The organism is Paraburkholderia sp. Ac-20347, from assembly GCF_017104805.1.
GTDB lineage: Bacteria > Pseudomonadota > Gammaproteobacteria > Burkholderiales > Burkholderiaceae > Paraburkholderia > Paraburkholderia tropica.
In genome coordinates, this window is record NZ_JAAGPN010000135.1 from 1 (window position 1) to 22,282 (window position 22,282).

The window sequence follows — 22,282 nt, forward strand, 5'->3', positions numbered from 1 at the left end:
ACCGTGAAACGACTCTACGCCGATGATAGTGCGGATTGCCCGTGTGAAAGTAGGTAATCGTCAGGCTTCTTATGCAGTACGTCCAGAACCCCGGCTTCTCCAGAAGAGAGCCGGGGTTCTGGCGTTTACTTGCTTGAAAAACTACGCACGCAAAAATGCGTCGTCAGAGCAGAATAAAGCGCAAATAAAAACGGCCGTCCCGAGGGACGGCCGTTTTGCATTCAACTTCAACATCTGATCAAGCAGATTTAATCCTCGGTCTTCTGAGCCGCAATCAACGCATCGGGCGTCGTGATCGACGCGGCATCGACGAGTTGTTCCTGCGTGAGCTCCTCGAGCAGCGCCATATCGCGAGCAATCACCTGCGGAAGGTGCGCGCGCAAAAACTCCACCCACGTCTTCGTCTTCGCATCGACGAATTTGCGCGACGGATACAGCGCGTACACGTTAACTTTCTGCAGGATGTGTTGCGGAAGCACACGCACGAGCGTGCCATTGCGCAGCCCTTCGATGGCTGCATAGACCGGCAGCATGCCGATACCCATACCTTCGCGAATCGCAACCGCGAGCGACTCGGCGATATTCACCTGCACCGGCCCGTCGACGTGCATTTCCACGCCGCCTTCCGGACCTTCGAGCGTCCATTCGTGCGCGGGCGACGTCGGCGTCTTGAGAATCAGACAGTCGTGATGCGCGAGATCGGCGGGCGTGCGCGGCGCGCCGTGCGTATGCACATAACCGGGCGACGCACACAGAATGCTGCACGTCGAACCCAACTGGTGCGAGACCAGATCCGAATTCGGCAACGAGGCCGCCGTAATCACCGAAACGTCGCTGCTGCCCTCGAACAGATCGGGCAGACGCTGCGAGAGCGTGAGTTCGCACGTCACTTCCGGATGCAGCGCGCGATAGCGCGAGATCGCGGGCAGCACGTATTGCTGGCCGATACTCGCGAAACTGTGCATGCGCAACGCACCGGCTGGGCGTTCGTGTGCGCAGCTCGCTTCTTCTTCGGCGCTGTCGACGTCGGAGAGAATCTGCTTGCAGCGCTTGAGATAGCGCTCGCCCGCGGGCGTCAGCGCGAGCCGTCGCGTCGAGCGATTGAGCAGACGCGTGCGCAAATGCGCCTCGAGTTCCGAGACTGCGCGAGACATCGCACCCGTCGTCGAATCGAGCGATTGAGCCGCGGCAGTAAAACTGCCGGCTTCGACGACGCGGACAAACACCCGCATATTTTGTAGCGTATCCATCAGACCTTCTTCAGAACGTTCTTGTTCGGTGCGAAAACGATATTGTCCGCCTTGCAGACCCTCACATTGTTGAGCGATCTGGAACGGACGTTCCCCGTCCCTCCCGTTAATTCGCTCCAGTGAGGCTCCTACAATCGGCGCCTGTCGGCCAGAGTGGATTTGCGAACAGCGCACGCTCCGGCCCCGTGCAACCACGTTGTTCTGCCCTGCTTAAGCAGCGGCATTCTTCGTATCATTCCGAGCGTAGTCCGCAGTCCATGAACCGCCAGCCAGCGATACATCGAGCGATCGACTCGCGTCGGCGCGCCGAAATTATTTGGCGCGCGGCGCGACGCGGCCTGCGCGAATGGCGAGCCGGTCATGGCGCGATCTGGCTGCACCTGCTGAAAACGGTCACGGCGGGTTTGCTGGCGATGGGCATTGCGATGCTGCTCGATCTCCCGCAGCCGCGCATCGCGATGACGACGGTATTCGTGCTGATGCAGCCGCTCTCCGGCATGGTGTTCGCGAAGAGCGTGTACCGCATCGTCGGCACGGCGGTCGGGATGGTGGCGGCGGTGGTGCTCGGGGCCGTGTTCATCCAGCAGCCCGAGCTCTACGTCGCGGGGATGACGGTGTGGGTCGCCGCCTGTACGGCGGCCGCCATGCGGAATCGGCATTTTCGTTGGTACGCGTTCGTGCTGGCCGGCTATACCGCGGCGCTGATCGGCATCCCGCTCGTGATGCAGCCCAATGGTCTCTTTCTCGCCGCGCTCGGACGCGGGGCGGAAGTGGCCGTGGGGATCTTGTGTTCCGGGGTGGTCAGCGCCGTCATCGTGCCCCGTCAATCGGGCTCGGTGCTCGAGCGCACCTTGCGGACACGGTATCTGGATTTTACTCAGTTCGCTGCGGGCGTGTTGGCAGGCGGCCTTGAAAGGGGCGCATTCGAAGGACGATTCGCTCGCCTCGTCGACGAGATCGTCGGCTTCGAAGCCACGCGCGCTTTCTCGTTTTTCGAAGACCCGACGATGCGCGCGCGCAGCCAGTTGCTCGCGCGCCTCAACGGCGAGTTCATGGATGTGTGCGCGCGCCTGCACGCGCTGCGTCAGTTGAAGAAACGGCTGCGCTGGAGCGACGAGGCCATCGCGCCGCTCGCGCCATATTTCAGCGAGCTTGCGGCGGCGCTCGCGCAGCGTCCGCGCCAGGGTGAAACCGATCGAACGTATGCGCTACGTCTCGCGGAAAATCTCGAGGCATTTCAGCGTACGCTGCCGCGTCATGTGCGCGAGACGCGCCGTCCGCTCGAAACGAACGCGCCCGACGTGCTGCAGGACTTCGATACCACGGCGGAGCTGATCTATCGCTTCACGTCCGAGATCGCGCGTTACAGCCGGACGTGGGCGTCGCTCACGCAGGCCGGGCTGCCGCCCGAGCCGCGCGTCACGCGCTATGTGCCGCGAACGAGCTGGTATGTCGTCGCGTTCACGTTCATGCGCACGGCCGTCGTGGTCGCCGCGCTGGGCTGGTTCTGGGTGGAAACCGACTGGCCGAGCGGCGGCCTCGCGATGATCGCGGGCGCGCTCACGTGTGCGCTCACCTCGTCGGCGCCGCGTGCCACGCGCATGGCGTTTCAGATGGCTGCGGGCGCGGGCTGCGCCGCCGTCGTCGGCTATTGGCTGATGTGCTATGTCTATCCGAACGTCGACGGCTTTCCGCTGTTGTGCGCGGCGCTCGCGCCCGTGCTCGCGCTGGGGGCGTTTCTCGCGACGCGGCCGCGCATCGCGGGCTTCGGCGTCGGCTTTTCGGTGTTCCTGTGTCTGCTCGCGGGGCCGGATAACGTCATCTCGTACACGCCCGATCTGCTGATCAACAACGGTCTCGCGGTCGTGGCGGCGATGGTGGTGGCCGCGCTTGCGTTCGCCGTGGTGTTCCCGCCGCACATGAACTGGCTCGTCGCGCGCATGTGTGTGGCGCTGCGCGGCCAGGTCGTGCTCGCGTGCCGGGGCGAACTGGCGGGGCTGAACCAGCAGTTCCAGTCCGGCGCGCACGACCTGATGCACCAGTTGCGTCTGCTGCTCAACGGCCGCAAGCAGGCGCACCGGCGCGCGCTGCGCTGGATGCTCGTGACGCTCGAAGTGGGGCATGCCGTGATCGACCTGCGCAACGAGGTGGAGCACGCCGCCTGGCTCGATCTCGTCAATCCGCGCTGGCGCGTGAGCTTCGGGCATCTGCTCGACGATATCTCGGCGCTGTTCGACGACCCCGACGCGGCGCAGCTCGAACGCACGCTGATCGCCCTGCGCGGGGCCACATGGATCGCCCAGGAAGCGCTGCCGGCCGTTCAGCGCGACCGCGAACGCCGTCACGACGTGCAACGCATCCTGAGCCATCTGCACTTCATCCGCAGCGCGCTGATCGACCGCGATGCGCCCCTTGGCGCCCTCGCGCGCCGCGCCGCGCGCGGCCGGCCGTTCTGGCCGCGATCGCATTCGAACTCCCATTGATCTTTCGCATTGAAGGAACACTTCAATGTGCCTTAACGTTTGACCCGCGCGCGATCCTCGCGTGGCTTGGAAGAATGCCTTCCAGCCGGGCTTCTTAATCTATCCAGGCATGAGTCATATAGTCACATCACTGCTTCGGCAGTACCCGTTAGCACTGGAGAGTAAAATGAAGTCCCTGAAGATCGCTGTTGTTGCCTGTTCGCTGTTTGCCGCCGCCGCTGCTTATGCACAGAGCGAAGCACCGGCAGCGAGCGTCCCTCAGCAGGTCGCACAAGGCGCGGTTCAACCGGCCGCGCAAGCGCCCGCGCGCGAAGTCGCGAAGTCGGCCGTCAAAGACGAATGCGTCGGACCGGTCAGCTTCTGCAATATTTATTTTGGTAGCTGAGATCGAGTAACCGCCCGCCATGAGCTGGCGCACGCTTGAGATTCTTGCCGCGGCGCCTGCGTATGGGTCCCGCGGCTTTGCGCATTTCCGGCTGCAAAACTGTTTTGCAAAATCCGTAAATGCAAACCGCCGAAGCGAGACCTGAAAAGGGCACTTGGCGATCAGAGAGTTTGTGGAGACTTTGATGTACGAAGACCGTATCCGTTGTGCCGCCTTGCGCGGGAAGATCACCTCGGCCGCCGAAGCGGCTCAACTCGTGCGCAATGGCATGCGCGTGGGCGCCAGCGGCTTTACCCGCGCCGGCGACACGAAGGCCGTGCCGATCGAGCTGGCGCGCCGCGCGCGTGAAGAGAAAGAGCCGCTGCGTATCACGCTCATGACCGGCGCCTCGCTCGGCCACGACGTGGACCGCATGCTGACCGAAGCGGGCGTGCTCGAACGCCGTCTGCCGTTCCAGGTGGACACCACGCTGCGCAAGGCCATCAATCGCGGCGAAGTGATGTTCGTCGACCAGCATCTCTCGGAGACCGTCGAGATGCTGCGCGCGAATCTGCTCGGCAAGCTCGACCTCGCGATCATCGAGGCCGCGGCCATCACCGAAACCGGCGCCATCGTCCCCACGACTTCGGTCGGCAATTCGGCGAGCTTCGCGATTCTCGCGGAGAAGGTGATCGTCGAAATCAATCTCGCGCAGCCGCTCGGTCTCGAAGGTCTGCACGACGTCTGGATTCCGGGCCGCCGCCCGCATCGCGATCCGCTGCCCATCGTGCGCGTGGACGATCGCGTCGGCACGCAGGCCATCGAGATTCCGCCCGAGAAGATCGCGGCCATCGTCATCACGAACGAGCCGGACAGCCCCTCGACCGTGCTGCCCGCCGACGAGGAAACCGCGCGCATCGCCGGTCACCTGATCGACTTCCTGCAACACGAAGTGAAGCATGGCCGCATGAGCGCGCAACTGCCGCCGCTGCAGGCGGGCATCGGCACGATCGCGAACGCGGTGCTGTCGGGCTTCGTGGACTCGCCGTTCGAAGCGCTCACGATGTATTCGGAAGTGCTCCAGGACTCCACGTTCGACCTGATCGACGCCGGCAAGATGGTGTTCGCCTCGGGCGCCTCCATGACGCTCTCCGCGCCGCGTCAGGCGCAGGTGCTCGCCGAACTCGACCGCTACCGCGACAAGCTCGTGCTGCGCCCGCAAGAGGTGAGCAACCATCCGGAAGTGATCCGCCGTCTCGGTCTGATCGCGCTGAACACCGCGCTCGAATGCGATATCTACGGCAACGTGAATTCCACGCACGTGGGCGGCACGCACATGATGAACGGCATCGGCGGTTCGGGCGACTTCGCGCGCAACGCCTCGTGCGCGATCTTCGCGACCAAGGCCATCGCCAAGGACGGCAAGATTTCGAGCATCGTGCCGATGGTGCCGCACGTCGATCACAACGAGCACGACGTCGACGTGATCGTGACCGAGCAAGGTCTCGCCGACCTGCGCGGCCTCGCGCCGCGCGAGCGTGCCGCGCTGATCATCGACCGCTGCGTGCATCCGCTCTATCGCGACCTGCTGCGCGACTACTATCGCGACGCGCTGAAGCACGGCGGCCAGACGCCGCACAATCTCGCGAAGGCGTACGAGATGCATCTGCGCTACAACGAAACGGGCTCGATGCTGCCGGATGTCGGCGAGGGTCTCGTCGCGAATGCGTAAGCATGGCGAAGCAAGCCGCGTGTAAGCGACGCGTGTAAACGCGCGCATAAAAAAACGGGAGCACCTGCGAAGGTGCTCCCGTTTTCTTTTGGGCGAGGCCGCCGCGCTACGCTCGCCGGAACAGGCGGATCACGAACAGCAGGATGACCGCGCCGACGATAGCGGTAATGATCGAGCTGATCATGCCGCCGCCGATGTTGATGTGCAGGACGCCGGCGAGCCAGCCGCCAATGAACGCGCCCACGATGCCGACGATGATATCGACGATCAATCCGAAGCCGCCGCCCTTGACGAGCAGACCCGCGAGCCAGCCCGCGATTGCGCCGATGATAAGCCAGCCGATGATGCCGTGTTGCATATTGGATTCCCCCTTGTTGGCGTGAACGGAGTCACGGTGTATCGAGCTTAGCCGAGGGGCGGGAGCGCGTCCACGAAAGCGGGCCAGAATTGACAGTTCTTGAAATCTGCCGGGGCGTGTTTCAGAAACTGCAACGAAACAGCAATGCGATAGTAAGGATTGCGTGAGGAATCCGTATGCGTCGCGCGCGCAAGCGATTACTCGGGCGCCGCCTCGGTTTCCGCCGCCGTCCAGCTCACGCTGGAGACGCCTTTTTCCATGCTCAGGCGGCTCGCCATCTGTTCGAGCTTGGGCTGGTATTTTGGATGCAGGCGCAGCGTGGCGGTCACGCGCAGCCGCTGCGGCTGGCCGTCCACGTCCTCGCTGGTGAGGCTCTGGAACGACAGCGGCGTCGAGTACATCGAATTCGAGAGCACCGTGCGAATGTGGATTTCGTCCTCCTCGCGGCACACCACCGTCAACACGTAGACGCTCACCAGATCGGCGTTCGACACCGGCGACTGGTTGATGATGCGGCTCACCTCGCGCAGCACCGTGTTGGTGAGCAGCACGACCGCCGTGCCCGCGACGGCCGGCACGTAATGCCCCGCGCCGCACAGCACGCCCACGGCGGCCGAGCACCAGAGCGTGGCGGCCGTGTTGATGCCCTGAATCGAGCCCTTGTCGCGCATGATCACGCCGCCGCCGAGAAAGCCGACGCCGGACACCACGTAGGCCGCGATCTGCGTGACGCCGCTCGATCCGTTGCCCGTCAGCACGCCGAGCGTGACGAACAGACACGCGCCGCTGGCGACGAGCGTGATGGTCCGCAGGCCCGCCGTGCGCTGGCGCATCTGGCGTTCCAGTCCGATGGCGACGCCGCAGGCGAACGCCGCGAGAAGGCGCAAGGCGAATTCGTAAGTCATCGTTCTGTCATGAAAAACGGCGCGCGGGATGCGTGGCCGGGCGTCCGGACGCCCCTGCGATCCGCGCTGCGGTAGCGCCGTGGATCATACGCGGGAGCGCGCGCCTCGCCAAGCTGACGCGGCTGTCATTTACAGGTCAGCGTCCAGCCACGGCCGCCAGGCGAGACTGGCGCCATTCACAATGAATCAAGCCACATAGAGCAAGACGATGGAGAGGAGTCGCTGATGGACACGCTGCGCAACATGCGGATTTTCGTGAGGGTGGTGGAGTCGGGCAGCTTCACGCGCGCCGCCTCGAACGAAACGATGACGACGGCGCAGGTCTCGCGCGCCGTCACGGACCTGGAGTCGCGGCTGCGCACGCGGCTGCTCAACCGCACGACGCGGCGCATGTCGCTGACCGAGGCGGGCGAGCGCTATCTGCAAAGCTGCAAGCGCATTCTCGCCGACATCGATCAGGCCGAAGCCGAGGCCGCCGCCGCGCACGCGAATCCGGCCGGCAAGCTGCGCGTGTATGGCGGCACGAGTTTCGGCCAGCATTACGTGATGCCGCTGATCGCGCGCTATCAGCAGCATTTGCCTGATGTTTCGGTCGACTTGACGATCGCGCAGCAGATGCCCGACATCATCGAGGAAGGCTTCGACGTGGCCGTGGTGGTGGCCGCCGAGCTCGAGGATTCCGCGCTGATTTCGCAGCATCTGGGCAGCACCGCCGCCATTCTGTGCGCCTCGCCCGACTATCTGCGCGCGCGCGGCGTGCCGCTCTCGTTCGACGATCTCGAAGCGCACACCTGCCTGCATCTCACCGATGCGAGCCTGACCGCCGGCCAGTGGGTGTCCGAAGGCCCGCTAGGCGAGACGTTCCGCCATACCGGCGTGACGCCGTTCCAGGTGAACAATCCCGAGGCGCTCGCGCTCGCCATTCGCGAGGGCATGGGCATCGGGCCGCTGCCGGTGCCGGTGGCGCTGCCCGGACTCGCCGACGGCTCGCTCGTGCGCGTGCTGCCTTCGCATCGCCTGCAAAAGCTGAACATCTTCGCGCTCTACGCTTCGCGCCGTTATCTGGACGCGAAGATCCGCACGTTCGTGGAGTTTCTGCGCGAGAAGGTGCCGCTCGTGCTCGCCGAGCAGGAAGCGTCGCTCGCGGCCTGCGACGCGCCCGCGTCGAGTCGCCGCGCGACCGCGCATGCGCGCAAGGTGCGCGAGCCCGACCGTCTGCGCCTCGTGAACTGAAGCCCGCGCCTCGCCGCGCGAGGCGTGTCGCCGGAACGCTCGAAGACGCTGCGCGAGACGCGCGGGCGCGGGGTGGCGCGTGACAGTCAAACGCGCCATCTTCGCGCCACGCATGCGCCACCGCGATTGCCTATGATGCGGACCCGCCTGAACCGGATCTGAACCCGATATGAAGCCCGGCCGGACGACGCCCGCAGCGCCGTTCGCCTCGTCCGTGCCGTCACCACCGCTCGCACAACCTGCCCCATGTGGATCGTCAATCTCGCGCTGAAGCGGCCCTACACGTTTATCGTGATGGCCATCCTGATCGTACTGGCCACGCCGTTCGTGCTCATGTCGATGGCCACCGACGTGCTGCCGAACATCAACATCCCCGTCATCAGCATCATCTGGTCGTACACGGGCTTTTCCGCGCAGGACATGGCGCAGCGCATCACTTCGGTCAACGAGCGCAGCCTCACGACCACGGTGAGCAACATCGAGCACATCGAGTCGCAGTCGCTGCCCGGCATCGCCATCATCAAGCTCTTTCTGCAACCGGGCGCGAGCCTGCAGACCGCGATCGCGCAGGCCGTCGCGTCGGAGCAGGCGCAGCTCAAGCAGATGCCGCCGGGCGCGACGCCGCCGCTCGTGATCAGCTATTCGGCGTCGAGCATTCCGGTGATCCAGCTCGGGCTGTCGAGCAAGTCGATGAGCGAACAGGCGCTCGCCGATATCGCGATGAACTTCCTGCGCCCGCAGCTCATCACGATTCCGGGCGCGCAGGTGCCGTATCCATACGGCGGCAAGACGCGCGTGATTTCGGTGGATATCGACACGCGCGCGCTGATCGCTAAAGGTCTCACGCCCGCCGATATCGTCAATTCCGTGAACGCGCAGAATCTGATTCTGCCGACCGGTACCGCGAAGCTCGGCCAGACGGAATTCCGCGTCGATACCAACGCGTCGCCGGATACGATCGCGGGTCTGAACCGCATTCCCGTTCAGACCGTGAATGGCGCGACCACCTATCTCGGCGACGTCGCGCACGTGCGTGACGGCTTCACGCCGCAGACCAACATCGTGCGTCAGGACGGCCAGCGCGGCGTGCTGATGTCGGTGCTCAAGAGCGGCGATGCGTCCACGCTGCAAGTGGTCGGCGCGCTCAAGGATCTGCTGCCGAAAGTGCGCGACACGCTGCCTGACGACCTCGTGATCCAGCCGCTGTTCGACCAGTCGATTTTCGTGTCGGCGGCAGTGCAGGGCGTGGTGCGCGAAGCGCTGATCGCCGCCGCGCTCACGGCCGCGATGATCCTGCTGTTCCTCGGCAACTGGCGCAGCACGCTGATCATCGCGGTGTCGATTCCGCTGTCGATTCTCGCCTCGATCATCGCGCTCTACGCGCTCGGCGAAACCATCAACATCATGACGCTGGGCGGTCTCGCGCTCGCGGTCGGTATTCTCGTCGACGACGCCACGGTGACGATCGAAAACATCGAACGGCACCTGCATTTAGGCAGCGATCTGCACACCGGCATTCTCGAAGGCGCGGGCGAAATCGCGGTGCCGGCGCTCGTGTCCACGCTCTGTATCTGCATCGTGTTCGTGCCGATGTTCTTCCTCACGGGCGTGGCGCGCTTCCTGTTTGTGCCGCTCGCGGAAGCCGTGGTTTTCGCGATGATCGCGTCGTACATTCTCTCGCGTACGCTGGTGCCGACGCTCGCGATGCTGCTGTTCGCGGGGCACGATCCGACCGCGCATGCGCAGCCCGGCGCGCGCGTTTCCGGCTTCACGCGCGTGCATCTGCGCTTCAATCATTACTTCGAACGCGTGCGCGCGAATTACATCGCGCTGCTCAGTCTGCTGCTCGCGCGCCGACGCCTGTTCGGCAGCACGTTTCTCGCGTTCTGCGTGCTCTCGCTCGGCCTCGTGTTCTTTCTCGGCCGCGATTTTTTCCCGTCCGTCGACGCGGGCAATATCCGTTTGCACATGCGCGCGCCCACGGGTTATCGCATCGAGGAAACCGCGCGTCTGGCCGATGAAGTCGAGAAAACGATCCGCACCGTCGTGCCGCCCGACCAACTCGCGACCATCGTCGACAACCTCGGTTTGCCGTATAGCGGTATCAATCTTTCGTACAGCAATTCAGGCACGATGGGCACGCTCGACGGCGAAATCCAGATCGCGCTGACGCCCGATCACGATCCTTCGCGCATCTATATCGACAAGTTGCGCACGCTGTTGCCGCAGCGTTTCCCGGGCATCGAATTCTTCTTCCAGCCCGCCGACATCATCACGCAGATTCTCAACTTCGGTCAGCCCGCCGCCATCGACGTGCAGGTCGTGGGTTCGGATCTGGACAAGGACATGGCGCTCGCGAGCACGCTGCTCAAGCAGGTGCGCCAGTTGCCGGGCGCGGTCGATGCGCATATCGCGCAGCGCAACGATGAGCCCGCGCTGATGCTCGCGATGGACCGCTCGCGCATGCAGCAACTCAATTTGAGCCCGCAAAACGTGGCCCAGGATGTGCTGATCGCGCTCTCGGGCAGTTCGCAGACATCGCCCGCATTCTGGGTCAGTCCGCAGAACGGCGTGGAATATCCGCTCGCGGTGCAGACGCCGCAATATCGCGAAGCGTCGGTGAACGAAGTGATGAACACGCCGGTTTCCGCGCACGCGAGCACGGCGAACGCGCCGCTGCAACTCGTGAGCAATCTCGTGCAGCTCAAGCCGCACGACGGCCCGGCGCTCGTCACGCACTACAACATCCGTCCGGTGATCGACGTGCTCGTGAGCGTGGAAGGTAGCGACCTCGGTTCGGTGGGCGCGCATATCGACGCGCTGATCCGCAACGTGCAGGCGCACGCGCCACGCGGCACCACGGTCACGATGCGCGGGCAGATCGGCACGATGCGCTCGTCGTTCATCGGCCTGGGCGTGGGCATTGCGATGGCCGTGGTGCTCGTCTATCTGCTGATCGTCGTGAACTTCCAGTCGTGGGCCGATCCGCTCATCATCATCAGCGCCTTGCCCGCCGCGCTCGCGGGCATCGCGTGGATGCTGTTCATCACCGGCACGCATCTGAGCGTGCCCGCGTTGACGGGCGCGATCATGACCGTGGGCGTGGCGACCGCGAACAGCATTCTGGTGGTGTCGTTCGCGCGTCAGCGTCTTTCCGCGGGCGCGACGCCGCTGGCCGCCGCGCTCGAAGCGGGCGCGACGCGGATTCGCCCCGTGCTGATGACCGCGTTCGCGATGATGATCGGCATGGTGCCGATGGCGCTCGGTCTCGGCGAAGGCGCGGAGCAGAACGCGCCGCTCGGCCGCGCCGTGATCGGCGGGCTGCTGTTCGCCACCGTTTCGACGCTGCTCTTCGTTCCGCTCATGTTCGCGACGGTGCATTCGCGACTCGCGCACCGCGCCGAAGTCCGGCGCGAACGCGAGGCGCAACGCCGCCGCACGTGATGCAAGGACGCTCGACAACCGCATATTCTGGCCGATGACATGAACGAACCTCACCACCATTCTTCCCTCGACATCGCCGTCGGCGGCGAGCAGGGCATGGACCTGCCCGCGCGCGGCCAGGCCGGCAAGCGCGCGCGTATCGCAGTGATCGTGGTCGGCGTGCTGCTGGCGGCGGGCGCCGCGCGCACGATCGTCTCCAACGTGATGAACGCGCATCATCTCGCCGACGTGACGAAGCAGAACGCGCAGCAGTACGTGAGCGTCGTGCTGCCGAAGGCCGCGGGCGCGGACGGCCGCATCGTGCTGCCCGGCACGCTGCGCGGCTACGTAGAAGCGCCGATCTATTCGCGCGCGAGCGGCTACGTGCTCAAGTGGTACGCCGATATCGGCGCGCACGTGCAGCAAGGCCAGTTGCTCGCGGAAATCGACACGCCCGAGATCGACCAGGAGCTCGCGCAGGCGCAGGCGCAGCGCGATCAGTCGGCGTCGACGCTCTCGCTCGCGAAGACTTCGTTCGAGCGCGCGCAGCAGTTGCGTCAGCGCGATGCGGTCTCGCAGCAGGAACTCGACGACCGCCAGGGCGCGTACAACCAGGACGTCGCCAATCTGGCCGCCGCCGATGCGAACGTGCGCCGTCTGCAACAGACCAAGTCGTTCCAGCGTATCGTCGCGCCGATTACGGGCGTGATTACGCAGCGCAACGTCGATATCGGCGACCTCGTGAATTCGGGCAACGGCGGCGCGGGGCATGCGCTGTTCGCGATCGCGCAGTCGGATCCGCTGCGGCTTTATCTCGACGTGCCGCAAAGCGATGCGCCGCACGTCGCGCTCGGCCAGCACGTGAGCGTGACGCAGCAGGAGATGCCCGGCGTGACCTTCGACGGCACGGTCACGCATACGTCGCAGGCTATCGACGTCGCCACGCGCACGCTGCAGGTCGAAATCACGCTGCCCAATCACGACGGCAAGCTGCTGCCGGGCGCTTACGTCCAGGCGGCGCTGCAAACCGATTCGCACGGACGCCTGACGGTGCCGGGCAACGCGCTGCTGTTCCGCGCGGAAGGCCCGCGCCTCGCGGTCGTCGATGCGGACGGCAAGATCCGCCTCAAGCCCGTGGAGATCGCGCAGGATCTCGGCCAGACGCTCGAAATCGGACGCGGCATCGAGGCGACCGATCGTGTCGTGCTTAATCCGAGCGATTCGATCGCCGATGGCGACAGCGTCGTCGTGGTCGCGCCGCATGCGAGCGGCGCAAGCGGTGCGAGCGGTGCAGGCAGCGCAAACGACAGCGCGAAGCGGAGCACGACGTGAGCGCAACGAGCTTCCCTTCGAAGGCGCGCGCGCTGCTGACGCTGATCGGCGTGGCGGGGCTCGCGGCCTGCACGGTCGGCCCCGACTATCAGAAGCCGCAGACGGCGAGTCCGGCCGCGTGGCGCGTCGATCCCGCCGACGCCTACTGGCACGCCGCGCAGCCTTCGCACGCGCCGCTCGATCCGCGCTGGTGGGCGGCGTTCGGCAATCCGGAGCTCGATGGTCTCGAAGACGCCGCGCTCGCCGAAAACCAGACGCTGCGCGTGGCCGTCGCGCACTACGCGCAGGCGCGCGCGACGCTCGGTTCGGTGTCGTCGCAACAGGCTCCGCAGGTGTCGCTCGGCGCGGGCATCGCGCGCGAACGCATCTCCGCGAACCGGCCGCAGACGACTTACGTCACGCCGAACATGTCGACCGTGCAGAACGACATCCAGGTCGGCCCGACCATCAGCTACGAGCTGGATCTGTTCGGGCGCATCCGGCGCATGGTGGAGTCGGCGCAGGCGTCCGCGCAGCAAGCCGGCGACGATCTCGCCAACGCGCGGCTCGTGCTCACCGCCGAACTCGCGACCGATTACTTCGCGATGCGCGAACTCGACGATGAAATCGACGTCGTGAACCGCTCGATCGCATTGCAGCAAAAGGCGCTCGATTTCGTGAGCGCGCAACACGATCTGGGCGCGGTCTCGGGCCTCGATCTGCTTCAGCAGAAGGCGCAGCTCGACGCCACGAAGACGCAGGTGCATCTGCTCGAAAACCAGCGTCAGCAGGACCAGAATGCGATTGCGGTGCTGATCGGCAAGCCCGCGCCCGAGTTCGTGCTCGCGCCGAAGGTGACGCCGCTGCCGACGCCCGCGCTGCCCACCGGCCTGCCGAGCGAGCTGTTGCAGCGACGGCCCGACGTGGCGTCCGCCGAGCGCGCGATGGCGGCGGCCAACGCGCAGATCGGCGTGGCGCGTTCGGCGTATTTTCCGGACCTCACGCTCTCGCCCACGCTGGGCTGGGAATCGACGCGCTTCAGCAACCTCTTTTCGGTGCCGAGCCTGATGTGGTCGCTCGGCGCGAGCGCGGGCGAGGTGCTGTTCGACGGCGGCAAGCGCGCGGCGGGCGTCGATTACGCGCAGGCCGGCTACGAGTCGGCGCAGGCCTCGTATCGCCAGACCGTGCTCACGGCGTTCCAGGAGGTGCAGAATGCGGTAACGGGGCTGTCCGTGCTCGAACGCGCGTCCACCGACGGCCAGTCCGCCGTCGACGACGCCCGCCAGTCGTTCGAACTCGCCAACGATCGCTACCAGGGCGGCCTCGTCGCCTTCATCGACGTGCTCAACGCCGAGCAGCAACTGCTTGCCAGCGAGCGCCAGGAAGTGCAGATTCACGGACAACAGGCCGCCACGGTGGTATATCTGGCAAAGGCGCTGGGCGGCGGCTGGAGCGCGGACGACCGCGCGCTCGCCTGCAGCATGGGCACCTGCCGCGAGACGCCCGCGCCGGGCGCGGCGGCCGGCAAGGGATAGGCTCACAACGCTCGCGTGCAACGTCACGCGAGCCGCAACACAAGATCATTCGACGCGGCCCAGGAGGTCGCGCACGAAGCGGAGGGCAAGCATGAAAGTTCTGGTTATCGAAGACGAGCGCAAGGTCATCGATTATTTGCGCAGCGGGTTGAGCGAACAAGGCTGGATCGTCGACGTGGCGATGGACGGCGAAGAGGGCGCGTGGATGGCCACCGAATACGATTTCGACGTGATCGTGCTCGACGTGATGCTGCCGAAGCTCGACGGCTTCGGTGTGCTGCGCGCGGTGCGCGCGAAGAAGGATACGCCGGTCATCATGCTGACCGCGCGCGACCGCGTGGACGATCGCGTGCACGGTCTGCGCGACGGCGCCGACGATTATCTGACCAAGCCGTTTTCGTTTCTCGAACTGGTCGAGCGTCTGCGCGCGCTCACGCGGCGCGCCCGCGCGCAGGAATCCACGCTCATTTCGGTGGGCGATCTGCAGGTCGATCTGATCAGCCGCCGCGCGACGCGCGACGGCGTGCGTCTCGATCTCACGGCGAAGGAGTTTCAGTTGCTGTCGGTGCTCGCGCGGCGGCGCGGCGAAATTCTCTCGAAGACGCTCATCACCGAACTCGTCTGGGACGTCAACTTCGAAAGCAACGCGAACGTCGTGGAAACCGCCATCAAGCGGCTGCGCGCGAAGCTCGACGGCCCGCACGCGTCGAAACTGCTGCACACGATTCGCGGCATGGGTTACGTGCTCGAAGTGCGCGAGGACGGAGGCCAGCTGTCATGAAGCGCTCGATCTCGCTGCGGCTGTCGGCGATGTTCGCCGCGGTCTCGCTGATCGTCTTCACGCTCACGGGAACGGGCCTGTTTCTGCTGATGCAGCGCCAGTTGATCAACGAGTTGCGCGAGACGCTCGACACGCGCGCGCGCATCGCGAGCCTGATCGTTTCGCACGCGCCCGACGAAAAGAAGTGGGCTTCGGTGCAGGAAAAGCTGCGCGATCTTTCGCCCGCCGACAGCCGCATGCATTACTACGTCGAAGGCCCCGATCCGCGCTTTCGTTTCGGCACGCCCATCGTCGGCACGATCACGGGCGACGCGGGCAACAATCATCAACTCGTGCGGCCGCCGGGCTGCACCTACGACATCATCGTCACGAGCATGACGGTGCCCGCGAGCGGCGATCGCCCCGAAGTGAAACTCGTGGTGGGCAGCGACTGCGTGCGCACCGAAAGCATGCTGCGGCGCTTCGGTATTGCGCTCGGCGTGCTGATCGCGCTCTCGACCATCGCGGTCGCGCTGCTGAGCCGCGCGGTGACGCGCTTCGGTCTCGCGCCGCTCACGCGGCTGTCGCGCGAGGCCGCGCAACTGAGTCCGTCGAACCGGCGGCAGCGGCTGCATTCGGGCGAGTTGCCGGAGGAATTGCACGAACTGGCGACGTCGTTCAATGGCGCGCTCGAACGTCTCGACAAGGCCTACGAGCGCCTCGAGTCGTTCAACGCGGATGTCGCGCACGAACTGCGCACGCCGGTGAGCATCCTGATCGGGCAGACGCAGGTCGCGCTCACGCGCGATCGCTCGGTGGAGCAGTTGCAGCAGACGATGCAATCGAATCTTGAGGAATTCGAACGATTGCGCGTGATCGTCAACGACATGCTGTTCCTGTCGCGCAGCGATCGCGGCGAGCGCGCGACCGAACTCACCGAAGTCTCGCTACGCTGCGAGGTCGAGCGCATGCTCGAATTCCTCGATATGCCGCTCGAAGAAGCGCAACTGAGCGTGGAAGTGCAGGGCGACGCGCGCGCGTGGGTGAACACGTCGCTGATCGGGCGCGCGGTGAGCAATCTGTTCGTCAACGCGATTCAGCATTCGCCGCCGGGCACCGTGTTGCAGGCCACCATCGCGCCGCAGGACGGGCACGTGGAAATCGCCGTATCGAATCCGGGCGAGCCGCTCGATCCGTTCGTGCGCGAGCATATCTTCGACCGTTTCTATCGCATTCAGGAAGCGCGCTCGAACAGCCACGAGAATCACGGCCTCGGATTGTCGATCGTGAAGGCGGTCGCGGAAATGCACGGCGGCACGGTGTTCGTGCGCAGCGCCAACGGCATCAATACGTTCGGCTTTTCGGTGGCCGCGCAGGGCGGCGGGACGGCGGCGCGGCCGAATGCGACGACCGGGCCGGTGGAGTCGAATGCGCCGCGTCAGGGACGCGCGGGCGTGCCGTTGCACGTGTCGTCCTGAACGCTTCGCAACAGTCTTATCCGTGCTAAACCAGCTCGTCGTCCTCGGCGGCGGGCGTCGCGCCCTGGCTGTGCTGGTCGCGGCGCAGCAGGTCCCAGCAACTGATGAACAGCGCGGCGATCAGCGGCCCGATCACGAAGCCGTTGATGCCGATGAGCGAAATGCCGCCGAGCGTCGAGATCAGCACGACCCAGTCGGGCAGGCGCGTGTCCTTGCCGACCAGCACCGGACGCAGCACGTTATCGACGGTGCCGATGACCAGCGCGCCGAACAGCGCGAGCCCGATGCCGCGCACGAGATCGCCCGTCGAGATGAAGTAAATGGCGATGGGCAGCCACACGAGCGCCGCGCCCACGGCGGGCAGCAGCGACAGCAGCATCATCACGAAACCCCACAGCAGCGCGCCCTGAATGCCGCAGACCCACAGCGCGATGCCGCCGAGCGTGCCCTGTACGACGGCGACCACCACGTTGCCTTTGACCGTCGCGCGGATCACCGTCGTGAACTTGCGGATCAGATGCAGCTTGTGCTGTTCGTCGAGCGGGATGGCGTCGCGCACGAGGCGCGAGATTTCGCGGCCGTCGCGCACCAGAAAGAAGAACAGATAGAGCATCACGCAGAAGCTCACCATGAATTGCAGCGTGTTCTGCCCGAGGCTCAGCGCGCGCGTGGCGACGAACTGGCTGATCTGCGCCGCCCCCGCCGTCAGCCGCTGCTGCAGGCCGGGCAGATCCATGAGGTCGTAGCGAGCGAGCACGTTCTGCACCGACTGCGGCAGCGCATGCACGATCTGGCTGAAGAACGCGCCGAAGTCGAGACTGCCCGCGCGCACCTGCGCATAGGCGAAGCCGACCTGCTGGATCAGCGTGCCCGCGACCAGCGTGAGCGGGAAGATCACGATCACGAGACAGAACAGCAGCGTGATGAGCGCGGCGAGATTGCGCCGGCGTCCGAGGCGCGCGACGAGGCGGCGCTGCACGGGCTGGAAGATCAGCGCGAGAATGGCGCCCCACAGCACGGTGCTGAAGAACGGCGCGAGCACGAAGCACAGCGCGATGGAAACGACAAACAGCAGCAGGTAGAAGGCGGTCTGGTGGAGGTGCTTGTTGCCGTCCATGAGCGAGGGATTCCAGTTGGGGCGGGCAAGGCCAGTCGATGAGCTTGCCGCTCATGATACCGGCTTGTTGCGCGCGCCCCGCGCGGTGTGCTCGCAGGATGGCGGTCTGGCGGCGTGGCCGCCGCGACCTCAGGCCGAGCGCGCACCGACGAGCCGCACGCGCGTGATCTCCGAAGGCGCGCCCAGACGCTTCGGCGGCCCCCAGTAGCCCGTGCCGCGGCTCGTATAGACCCACAGGCTGCCGAGCTTTTCCAGCCCCGCCGTGAACGGCTGCTGCAGCCGCACGAGGAAATTCCACGGAAAGATCTGGCCGCCGTGCGTGTGACCGGACAGTTGCAGCGTGTAGCCCGCGTCGGCGGCCGCGTGCGCGCTGCGCGGCTGATGCGCGAGCAGCACGCGCGTGTTCACGTCGTCGGGTGCGCCGCGCAGTGCGCCTTGCGGATCGCTGCGGTGCGCGGGATCGAAATGGCCGCCCGTGTAATCGGTCACGCCCGCGAGCACGAGCCGCGCGCCGCCATGCTCGATCACCACGTGCTGGTTCATCAGCACCGTCAGGCCGATGCGGCGGAACTCGGCCACCCACGCATCGGCGCCCGAGTAGTACTCGTGGTTGCCCGTCACCAGATAGACGCCGTGCTGCGCGGCGAGCCGCCCGAGCGGCGCGGTGTGATCGGCGAGATGCTGCACGCTGCCGTCGACCACGTCGCCGGTGATCGCCACCACGTCGGCGTCGAGCTGATTCACGGCGCGCACGATGCGCTCGACGTAATCGTGCTTGATCGTCGGACCGACGTGGATGTCGCTCAATTGCACGATCGTGAAGCCGTCGAGTTCGGCGGGCAGATTGCGGATCGGGACGTCGACGTTGCGCACGCGCGCGCGCCGCCGCGCGTTGAAGAAGCCGAAGGCCGTCGAGGCGAACGCCAGCACGACCACCGCCGCCGCGCTGCCGGTGCGCCAGCGCGCGAGATCGGCGGCGTGCGGCCAGATCGCGGCGACGGTCATCAGCGAGGCGAGCACGAGATCGCGCACGATCGTCAGCATCAGCAGCGACGAGAAAAAGCCCATGAACAGCATGCCGGTCCAGGCGAGCCGGTCGCCGAGCGGCTGGCGCTTGAAGCGCCGCGCGAGCATGCCGGGCGGAATCACGAGCACCGAAAGCACGAGCCAGAGCACCGCGAGCCATTTGACGGCGGCGGGCACGGGCAGATCGGGAATCAGGCGAAAGCCGACATAGGCGTGCAGCAGGATGCCGATGGCGATGAAGCGGACCAGGAACGAGAGTCGAGGCATGGCGGGCGCGGTCGGTGCGGAATCGGTGCGGTGTCGGGAAACGTCAGGCGCGGTCGGGGCGCGGTCGGGGCGCGGAGCAAGGGCGATGCGGACTTCAGGGTGGACTGCAAACCGGCATCGAGGCGCGTGCGGAAGCGCTTGCGCTGCGATGCATTCTACCGGCGCAGCACGGATCGTGCCGCGTGCGGACGGGCGCCCGGTAAACGGCGGCGCGGCGGCGCTTGCGCAGTGCGGCATAACCCTGGATTGTCAGGCGCGCGGTGTCGTCGCAAGATTTTTATGCGGGCCGAGCATGCTGCATAGCGCTATTAAACGTTCATTGAATCGGACTGATCGATGGACTATGCTCGAATCGAGGTCCACACGTTTTTTCGGGCACTCTGGGGGAGACGGGTCATGAAAATCACCAGGCCGGTCGTGCAAGGGCTTCATGGTCGTCATGTAGGGCGCGAGGGCAGTCATGTGATGCTGCCGCTCGTCGTCCTCTCGATCATGGCCGTGGTGTTGTACTTCGCGCTCAAACGCATCGACATGCTCGAGATCGGGCGCAGCGCGCTATTCGACGTCGTGATGGTGTTCGTGGCGCTCGGCATCGCGGGCTTCTTCGGCGTGGCGGGCGCGTGGCTGCGTTCGCGAACCACCGAGGAGCCGGCCGAGGGCTTCTGCTTCATCGGGGCGTTGATCGGCGCGGCCGTGTTCTATCTCGCGCTGTTCGTGTGAAGCGCGGCAAGCGGGCCGATGTCGTGTGACGGGGCGCGCCGCGTCATGCGACACTGCGCGCTCTGCTTTTCGCTGCGCTTGTGTTTTCCGACCCGATGTTCGATCTCTTCGACGATACGCCCCAACCCGATGTCGACTGGCATCCCGCCTGGCTCGCGCCCGCGGCGGCGGCCGATTATCTCGCGCGCATCGTCGCCGAAACGGACTGGCGTCAGGAGCGCATCCGCACGCCGGGCGGCTGGGTCGACCAGCCGCGCCTGACCGCGTGGCAGGGCGATCCAGGCGCGGTCTATATCTACTCGGGCATTCGCAACGTCCCGCAGCCATGGACGACGGCCGTCGCCGAATTGCGCGACGCCGTGACTGCGCAATGCGGCGTGCGCTTCAACAGCGTGCTGCTCAACCGCTATCGCGGCGGCAGCGACAGCATGGGCTGGCACGCCGATCACGAACCCGAACTCGGCCCCGAACCGGTGATCGCCTCCCTGAGCTTCGGCGCCACGCGGCGCTTCGATCTGCGCCATACCGCGAGCGGCGTGACGCGCGCGTTTCCCTTGTCGAGCGGCAGTTTGCTGGTGATGCGCGGGCAGACGCAGGCGCAATGGCGGCATCGCGTGCCCAAAGAGTTGTCGGTGAGCGGCGAGCGCGTGAATCTGACGTTTCGGGTCGTGATGCCGGAATTGCGCAAGAAGTCGGGCGATCGAGGGTAGATCGCGGCGAGATCGAGGTGATTTCGCGGATTCGCCACGCACGCGTGCGTCATCCGTCGCGCTAAAAATCAAATATGACTTTATGCGCATAAATTTTTTATAAGCGCGATTGCTCGTCGGTACGCGGTCGCGACCGACGCCGCTGCCGAGACCGCTATTCCTCGCCCAGCCGCCGCCTGATCGTCGCGACGAGCCGATCGAGCGGCAAGCTCGCGGCGCTGAGCGCGGTCACGTCCGGAACCTGCTCGCGCGCGATATCGGTGAGCACCTGGCCCGGCGGCGCTTCGACCAGCACCGTCGCGCCCGACTCGATCATGACCGTGAGCGCATCGAACCAGCGCACCGTGTGGCGCATATTGGTGGCGAGATCCGCGCGGATCGCATCGCCGCTATAGAGCGGACGGCCGCCGCGATTGTCGATGTAGACACCTTCGGGCGCGCGGAACGGAATCTCGCGCGACCACGCCACGAGCGCTTCCGCCGCGTCGTTCAATAGTTCGCAATGCGAAGGAACGGACACCGCGAGGCGTTGCGCCTTGCGCGCGCCTGCCGCGAGCGCGAGCGTGGCGAACGATTCGAGTGCGGCATCCGCACCCGCGACGACGATCTGACGCGGCGCATTCACGTTCGCGACGTAGACGCGTTCGCCGCTTTGCGCGGCGAGCGTCTGCGCGAGTTGCTCGGTTTGCGTTTCGCTCAAGCCGGACACGGCGCTGAGGCCATAACCCGAAGGCCACGCGGCTTCCATGAGTTCGGCGCGCTTGTGCACCATGCGCAGCGCGTCGGCGAATGCGAGCGCGCCGCAACACACGGCCGCCGGATACGCGCCCACCGACAGGCCCGCGCTAAATTGCGGCGTCAGTCCCGCTTGCGCGAGCGCGCGCGCCTGGGCGACGCCCGCGATCGTGAGCCCGATCTGCACGGCGACCGTCGATTGCAGCGCCTCGGCGCTGTCGAGCGCGAGCACGTCGCTGCCGAGCACCGACGAGGCTTCGTCGAGCGTCGCGCGCACGACGTCGTGATCGGGCAGCCGATGCAGAAAGCCGGGGCTTTGCGCGCCCTGGCCGGGAAACAGGCAGGCGAGCGTCATAGCGAGCTTGCCGCTGTCGTCGCGTGCCACGGATCGGCGACGAGCCGCGCGCCGTCGCTCGCGCGCAGCAGCACGCGCGCCTTGCCCATCGTGAGTTCGGCCAGCGCGACGCCGCCTGCGGGCGTTTCCAGTTGCGCATCGACGCGCGTGTCCGCAAGACGCGCGGCGTCGGCGAGTGCGTCCGCGAGCGCATGCAGGCTGGCGGGATCGCCGCGCTGCGGCACGCGGATCAGCACGTCGAGATCGCTCGATGCGGTGATCGTCGGCGTCTGCGTGGCGAGTTCGAAGCCGACGCTGCCCGCCGGTCCCCAAACGTAGCCGCTCAGCGCGTCATGCGCGCGCAAGGCGGCGAGCGCGACGAACGCGGGCAGGGCGGCGCGTTCCGGCGCGGGTTCGCAATCGAGCAGCGCCTCAGGTGAAACAGATGCTTCGATATCCTGAACAGGTATCCACGTGCCGTAGCGCTCGGCGCGCGTCGCGCCGCGCACGCCCGCCGCGACAAAACCCGTCGCCGCCTCGG

At 66.0% G+C, this 22,282-nt stretch carries 18 protein-coding genes; 11 read left to right on the forward strand and 7 right to left on the reverse strand.

The window, feature by feature from the left end; translation table 11 throughout:
* Positions 1-248: 248 nt before the first annotated feature.
* Positions 249-1,250, reverse strand: coding sequence for a LysR family transcriptional regulator (locus tag G3N97_RS23415; RefSeq protein ID WP_205995342.1), 1,002 nt, complete (start codon positions 1,248-1,250; stop codon positions 249-251).
* A gap of 257 nt (positions 1,251-1,507) precedes the next feature.
* Between G3N97_RS23415 and G3N97_RS23420 the strand changes: the two genes are divergently transcribed.
* The 3 genes from G3N97_RS23420 to G3N97_RS23430 all read left to right on the forward strand — a co-directional run bounded on the left by G3N97_RS23420 (position 1,508) and on the right by G3N97_RS23430 (position 5,829).
* A complete protein-coding gene (locus tag G3N97_RS23420) occupies positions 1,508-3,733 on the forward strand; it encodes an FUSC family protein (protein WP_205995343.1) in 2,226 nt (741 codons plus the stop codon).
* 166 nt (positions 3,734-3,899) lie between these two features.
* Positions 3,900-4,118: a hypothetical protein gene (locus G3N97_RS23425; RefSeq protein WP_205995344.1), complete on the forward strand. Its 219-nt coding sequence runs from the start codon at positions 3,900-3,902 to the stop codon at positions 4,116-4,118.
* Positions 4,119-4,302: 184 nt separating this feature from the next.
* Complete coding sequence (locus tag G3N97_RS23430; RefSeq protein ID WP_205995345.1) at positions 4,303-5,829, forward strand: acetyl-CoA hydrolase/transferase family protein; 1,527 nt, start codon at positions 4,303-4,305, stop codon at positions 5,827-5,829.
* A 106-nt stretch (positions 5,830-5,935) separates the two neighbouring features.
* Here the strand turns inward: G3N97_RS23430 and G3N97_RS23435 are convergent, their stop codons facing one another.
* Positions 5,936-6,187 (reverse strand): GlsB/YeaQ/YmgE family stress response membrane protein, encoded by a 252-nt coding sequence (locus G3N97_RS23435; RefSeq protein ID WP_124261370.1) that lies wholly within the window; start codon positions 6,185-6,187, stop codon positions 5,936-5,938.
* A gap of 197 nt (positions 6,188-6,384) precedes the next feature.
* Positions 6,385-7,092 carry an MgtC/SapB family protein gene (locus G3N97_RS23440; RefSeq protein WP_205995346.1) on the reverse strand — a complete coding sequence of 236 codons (708 nt, stop codon included), beginning with the start codon at positions 7,090-7,092 and terminating at the stop codon, positions 6,385-6,387.
* Positions 7,093-7,317: 225 nt separating this feature from the next.
* Between G3N97_RS23440 and G3N97_RS23445 the strand changes: the two genes are divergently transcribed.
* The 6 genes from G3N97_RS23445 (at position 7,318) to G3N97_RS23470 (ending at position 16,832) form a co-directional block, all read left to right on the forward strand.
* Positions 7,318-8,325 carry a LysR family transcriptional regulator gene (locus G3N97_RS23445; protein ID WP_205995347.1) on the forward strand — a complete coding sequence of 336 codons (1,008 nt, stop codon included), beginning with the start codon at positions 7,318-7,320 and terminating at the stop codon, positions 8,323-8,325.
* 246 nt (positions 8,326-8,571) lie between these two features.
* On the forward strand, positions 8,572-11,769 hold the full coding sequence (locus tag G3N97_RS23450; protein WP_205995348.1) for an efflux RND transporter permease subunit: 3,198 nt from the start codon (positions 8,572-8,574) through the stop codon (positions 11,767-11,769).
* Between the two features lie 39 nt (positions 11,770-11,808).
* A complete protein-coding gene (locus G3N97_RS23455) occupies positions 11,809-13,080 on the forward strand; it encodes an efflux RND transporter periplasmic adaptor subunit (protein ID WP_205995349.1) in 1,272 nt (423 codons plus the stop codon).
* Positions 13,077-14,594, forward strand: a complete 1,518-nt coding sequence (locus G3N97_RS23460) for an efflux transporter outer membrane subunit (RefSeq protein WP_205995350.1) — start codon at positions 13,077-13,079, stop codon at positions 14,592-14,594. The genes G3N97_RS23455 and G3N97_RS23460 overlap by 4 nt, the downstream gene beginning before the upstream one ends.
* Before the next feature lie 91 nt (positions 14,595-14,685).
* Positions 14,686-15,375, forward strand: a complete 690-nt coding sequence (locus G3N97_RS23465) for a heavy metal response regulator transcription factor (protein ID WP_205995351.1) — start codon at positions 14,686-14,688, stop codon at positions 15,373-15,375.
* The gene (locus G3N97_RS23470) at positions 15,372-16,832 is read left to right on the forward strand and encodes a heavy metal sensor histidine kinase (RefSeq protein ID WP_205995352.1); all 1,461 of its coding nucleotides are present in this window, start codon (positions 15,372-15,374) and stop codon (positions 16,830-16,832) included. The genes G3N97_RS23465 and G3N97_RS23470 overlap by 4 nt, the downstream gene beginning before the upstream one ends.
* 25 nt (positions 16,833-16,857) lie before the next feature.
* On the opposite strand, the gene G3N97_RS23475 is transcribed toward G3N97_RS23470, so the two are convergent.
* On the reverse strand, positions 16,858-17,949 hold the full coding sequence (locus G3N97_RS23475; RefSeq protein WP_205995353.1) for an AI-2E family transporter: 1,092 nt from the start codon (positions 17,947-17,949) through the stop codon (positions 16,858-16,860).
* A gap of 129 nt (positions 17,950-18,078) precedes the next feature.
* Positions 18,079-19,242, reverse strand: a complete 1,164-nt coding sequence (locus tag G3N97_RS23480) for a metallophosphoesterase (RefSeq protein WP_205995354.1) — start codon at positions 19,240-19,242, stop codon at positions 18,079-18,081.
* A 396-nt stretch (positions 19,243-19,638) separates the two neighbouring features.
* Between G3N97_RS23480 and G3N97_RS23485 the strand changes: the two genes are divergently transcribed.
* Positions 19,639-19,962, forward strand: coding sequence for a hypothetical protein (locus G3N97_RS23485; RefSeq protein ID WP_205995355.1), 324 nt, complete (start codon positions 19,639-19,641; stop codon positions 19,960-19,962).
* Between the two features lie 95 nt (positions 19,963-20,057).
* The gene (locus G3N97_RS23490; RefSeq protein WP_205995356.1) at positions 20,058-20,672 is read left to right on the forward strand and encodes an alpha-ketoglutarate-dependent dioxygenase AlkB; all 615 of its coding nucleotides are present in this window, start codon (positions 20,058-20,060) and stop codon (positions 20,670-20,672) included.
* 154 nt (positions 20,673-20,826) lie between these two features.
* Here G3N97_RS23490 and mdcH read toward each other — a convergent pair whose 3' ends face one another.
* A complete protein-coding gene (mdcH, locus tag G3N97_RS23495; RefSeq protein ID WP_205995358.1) occupies positions 20,827-21,762 on the reverse strand; it encodes a malonate decarboxylase subunit epsilon in 936 nt (311 codons plus the stop codon).
* Positions 21,759-22,282: malonate decarboxylase holo-ACP synthase (locus tag G3N97_RS23500; protein WP_205995357.1), on the reverse strand; the 524-nt coding region annotated here is incomplete at its 5' end. The genes mdcH and G3N97_RS23500, both read right to left, overlap by 4 nt.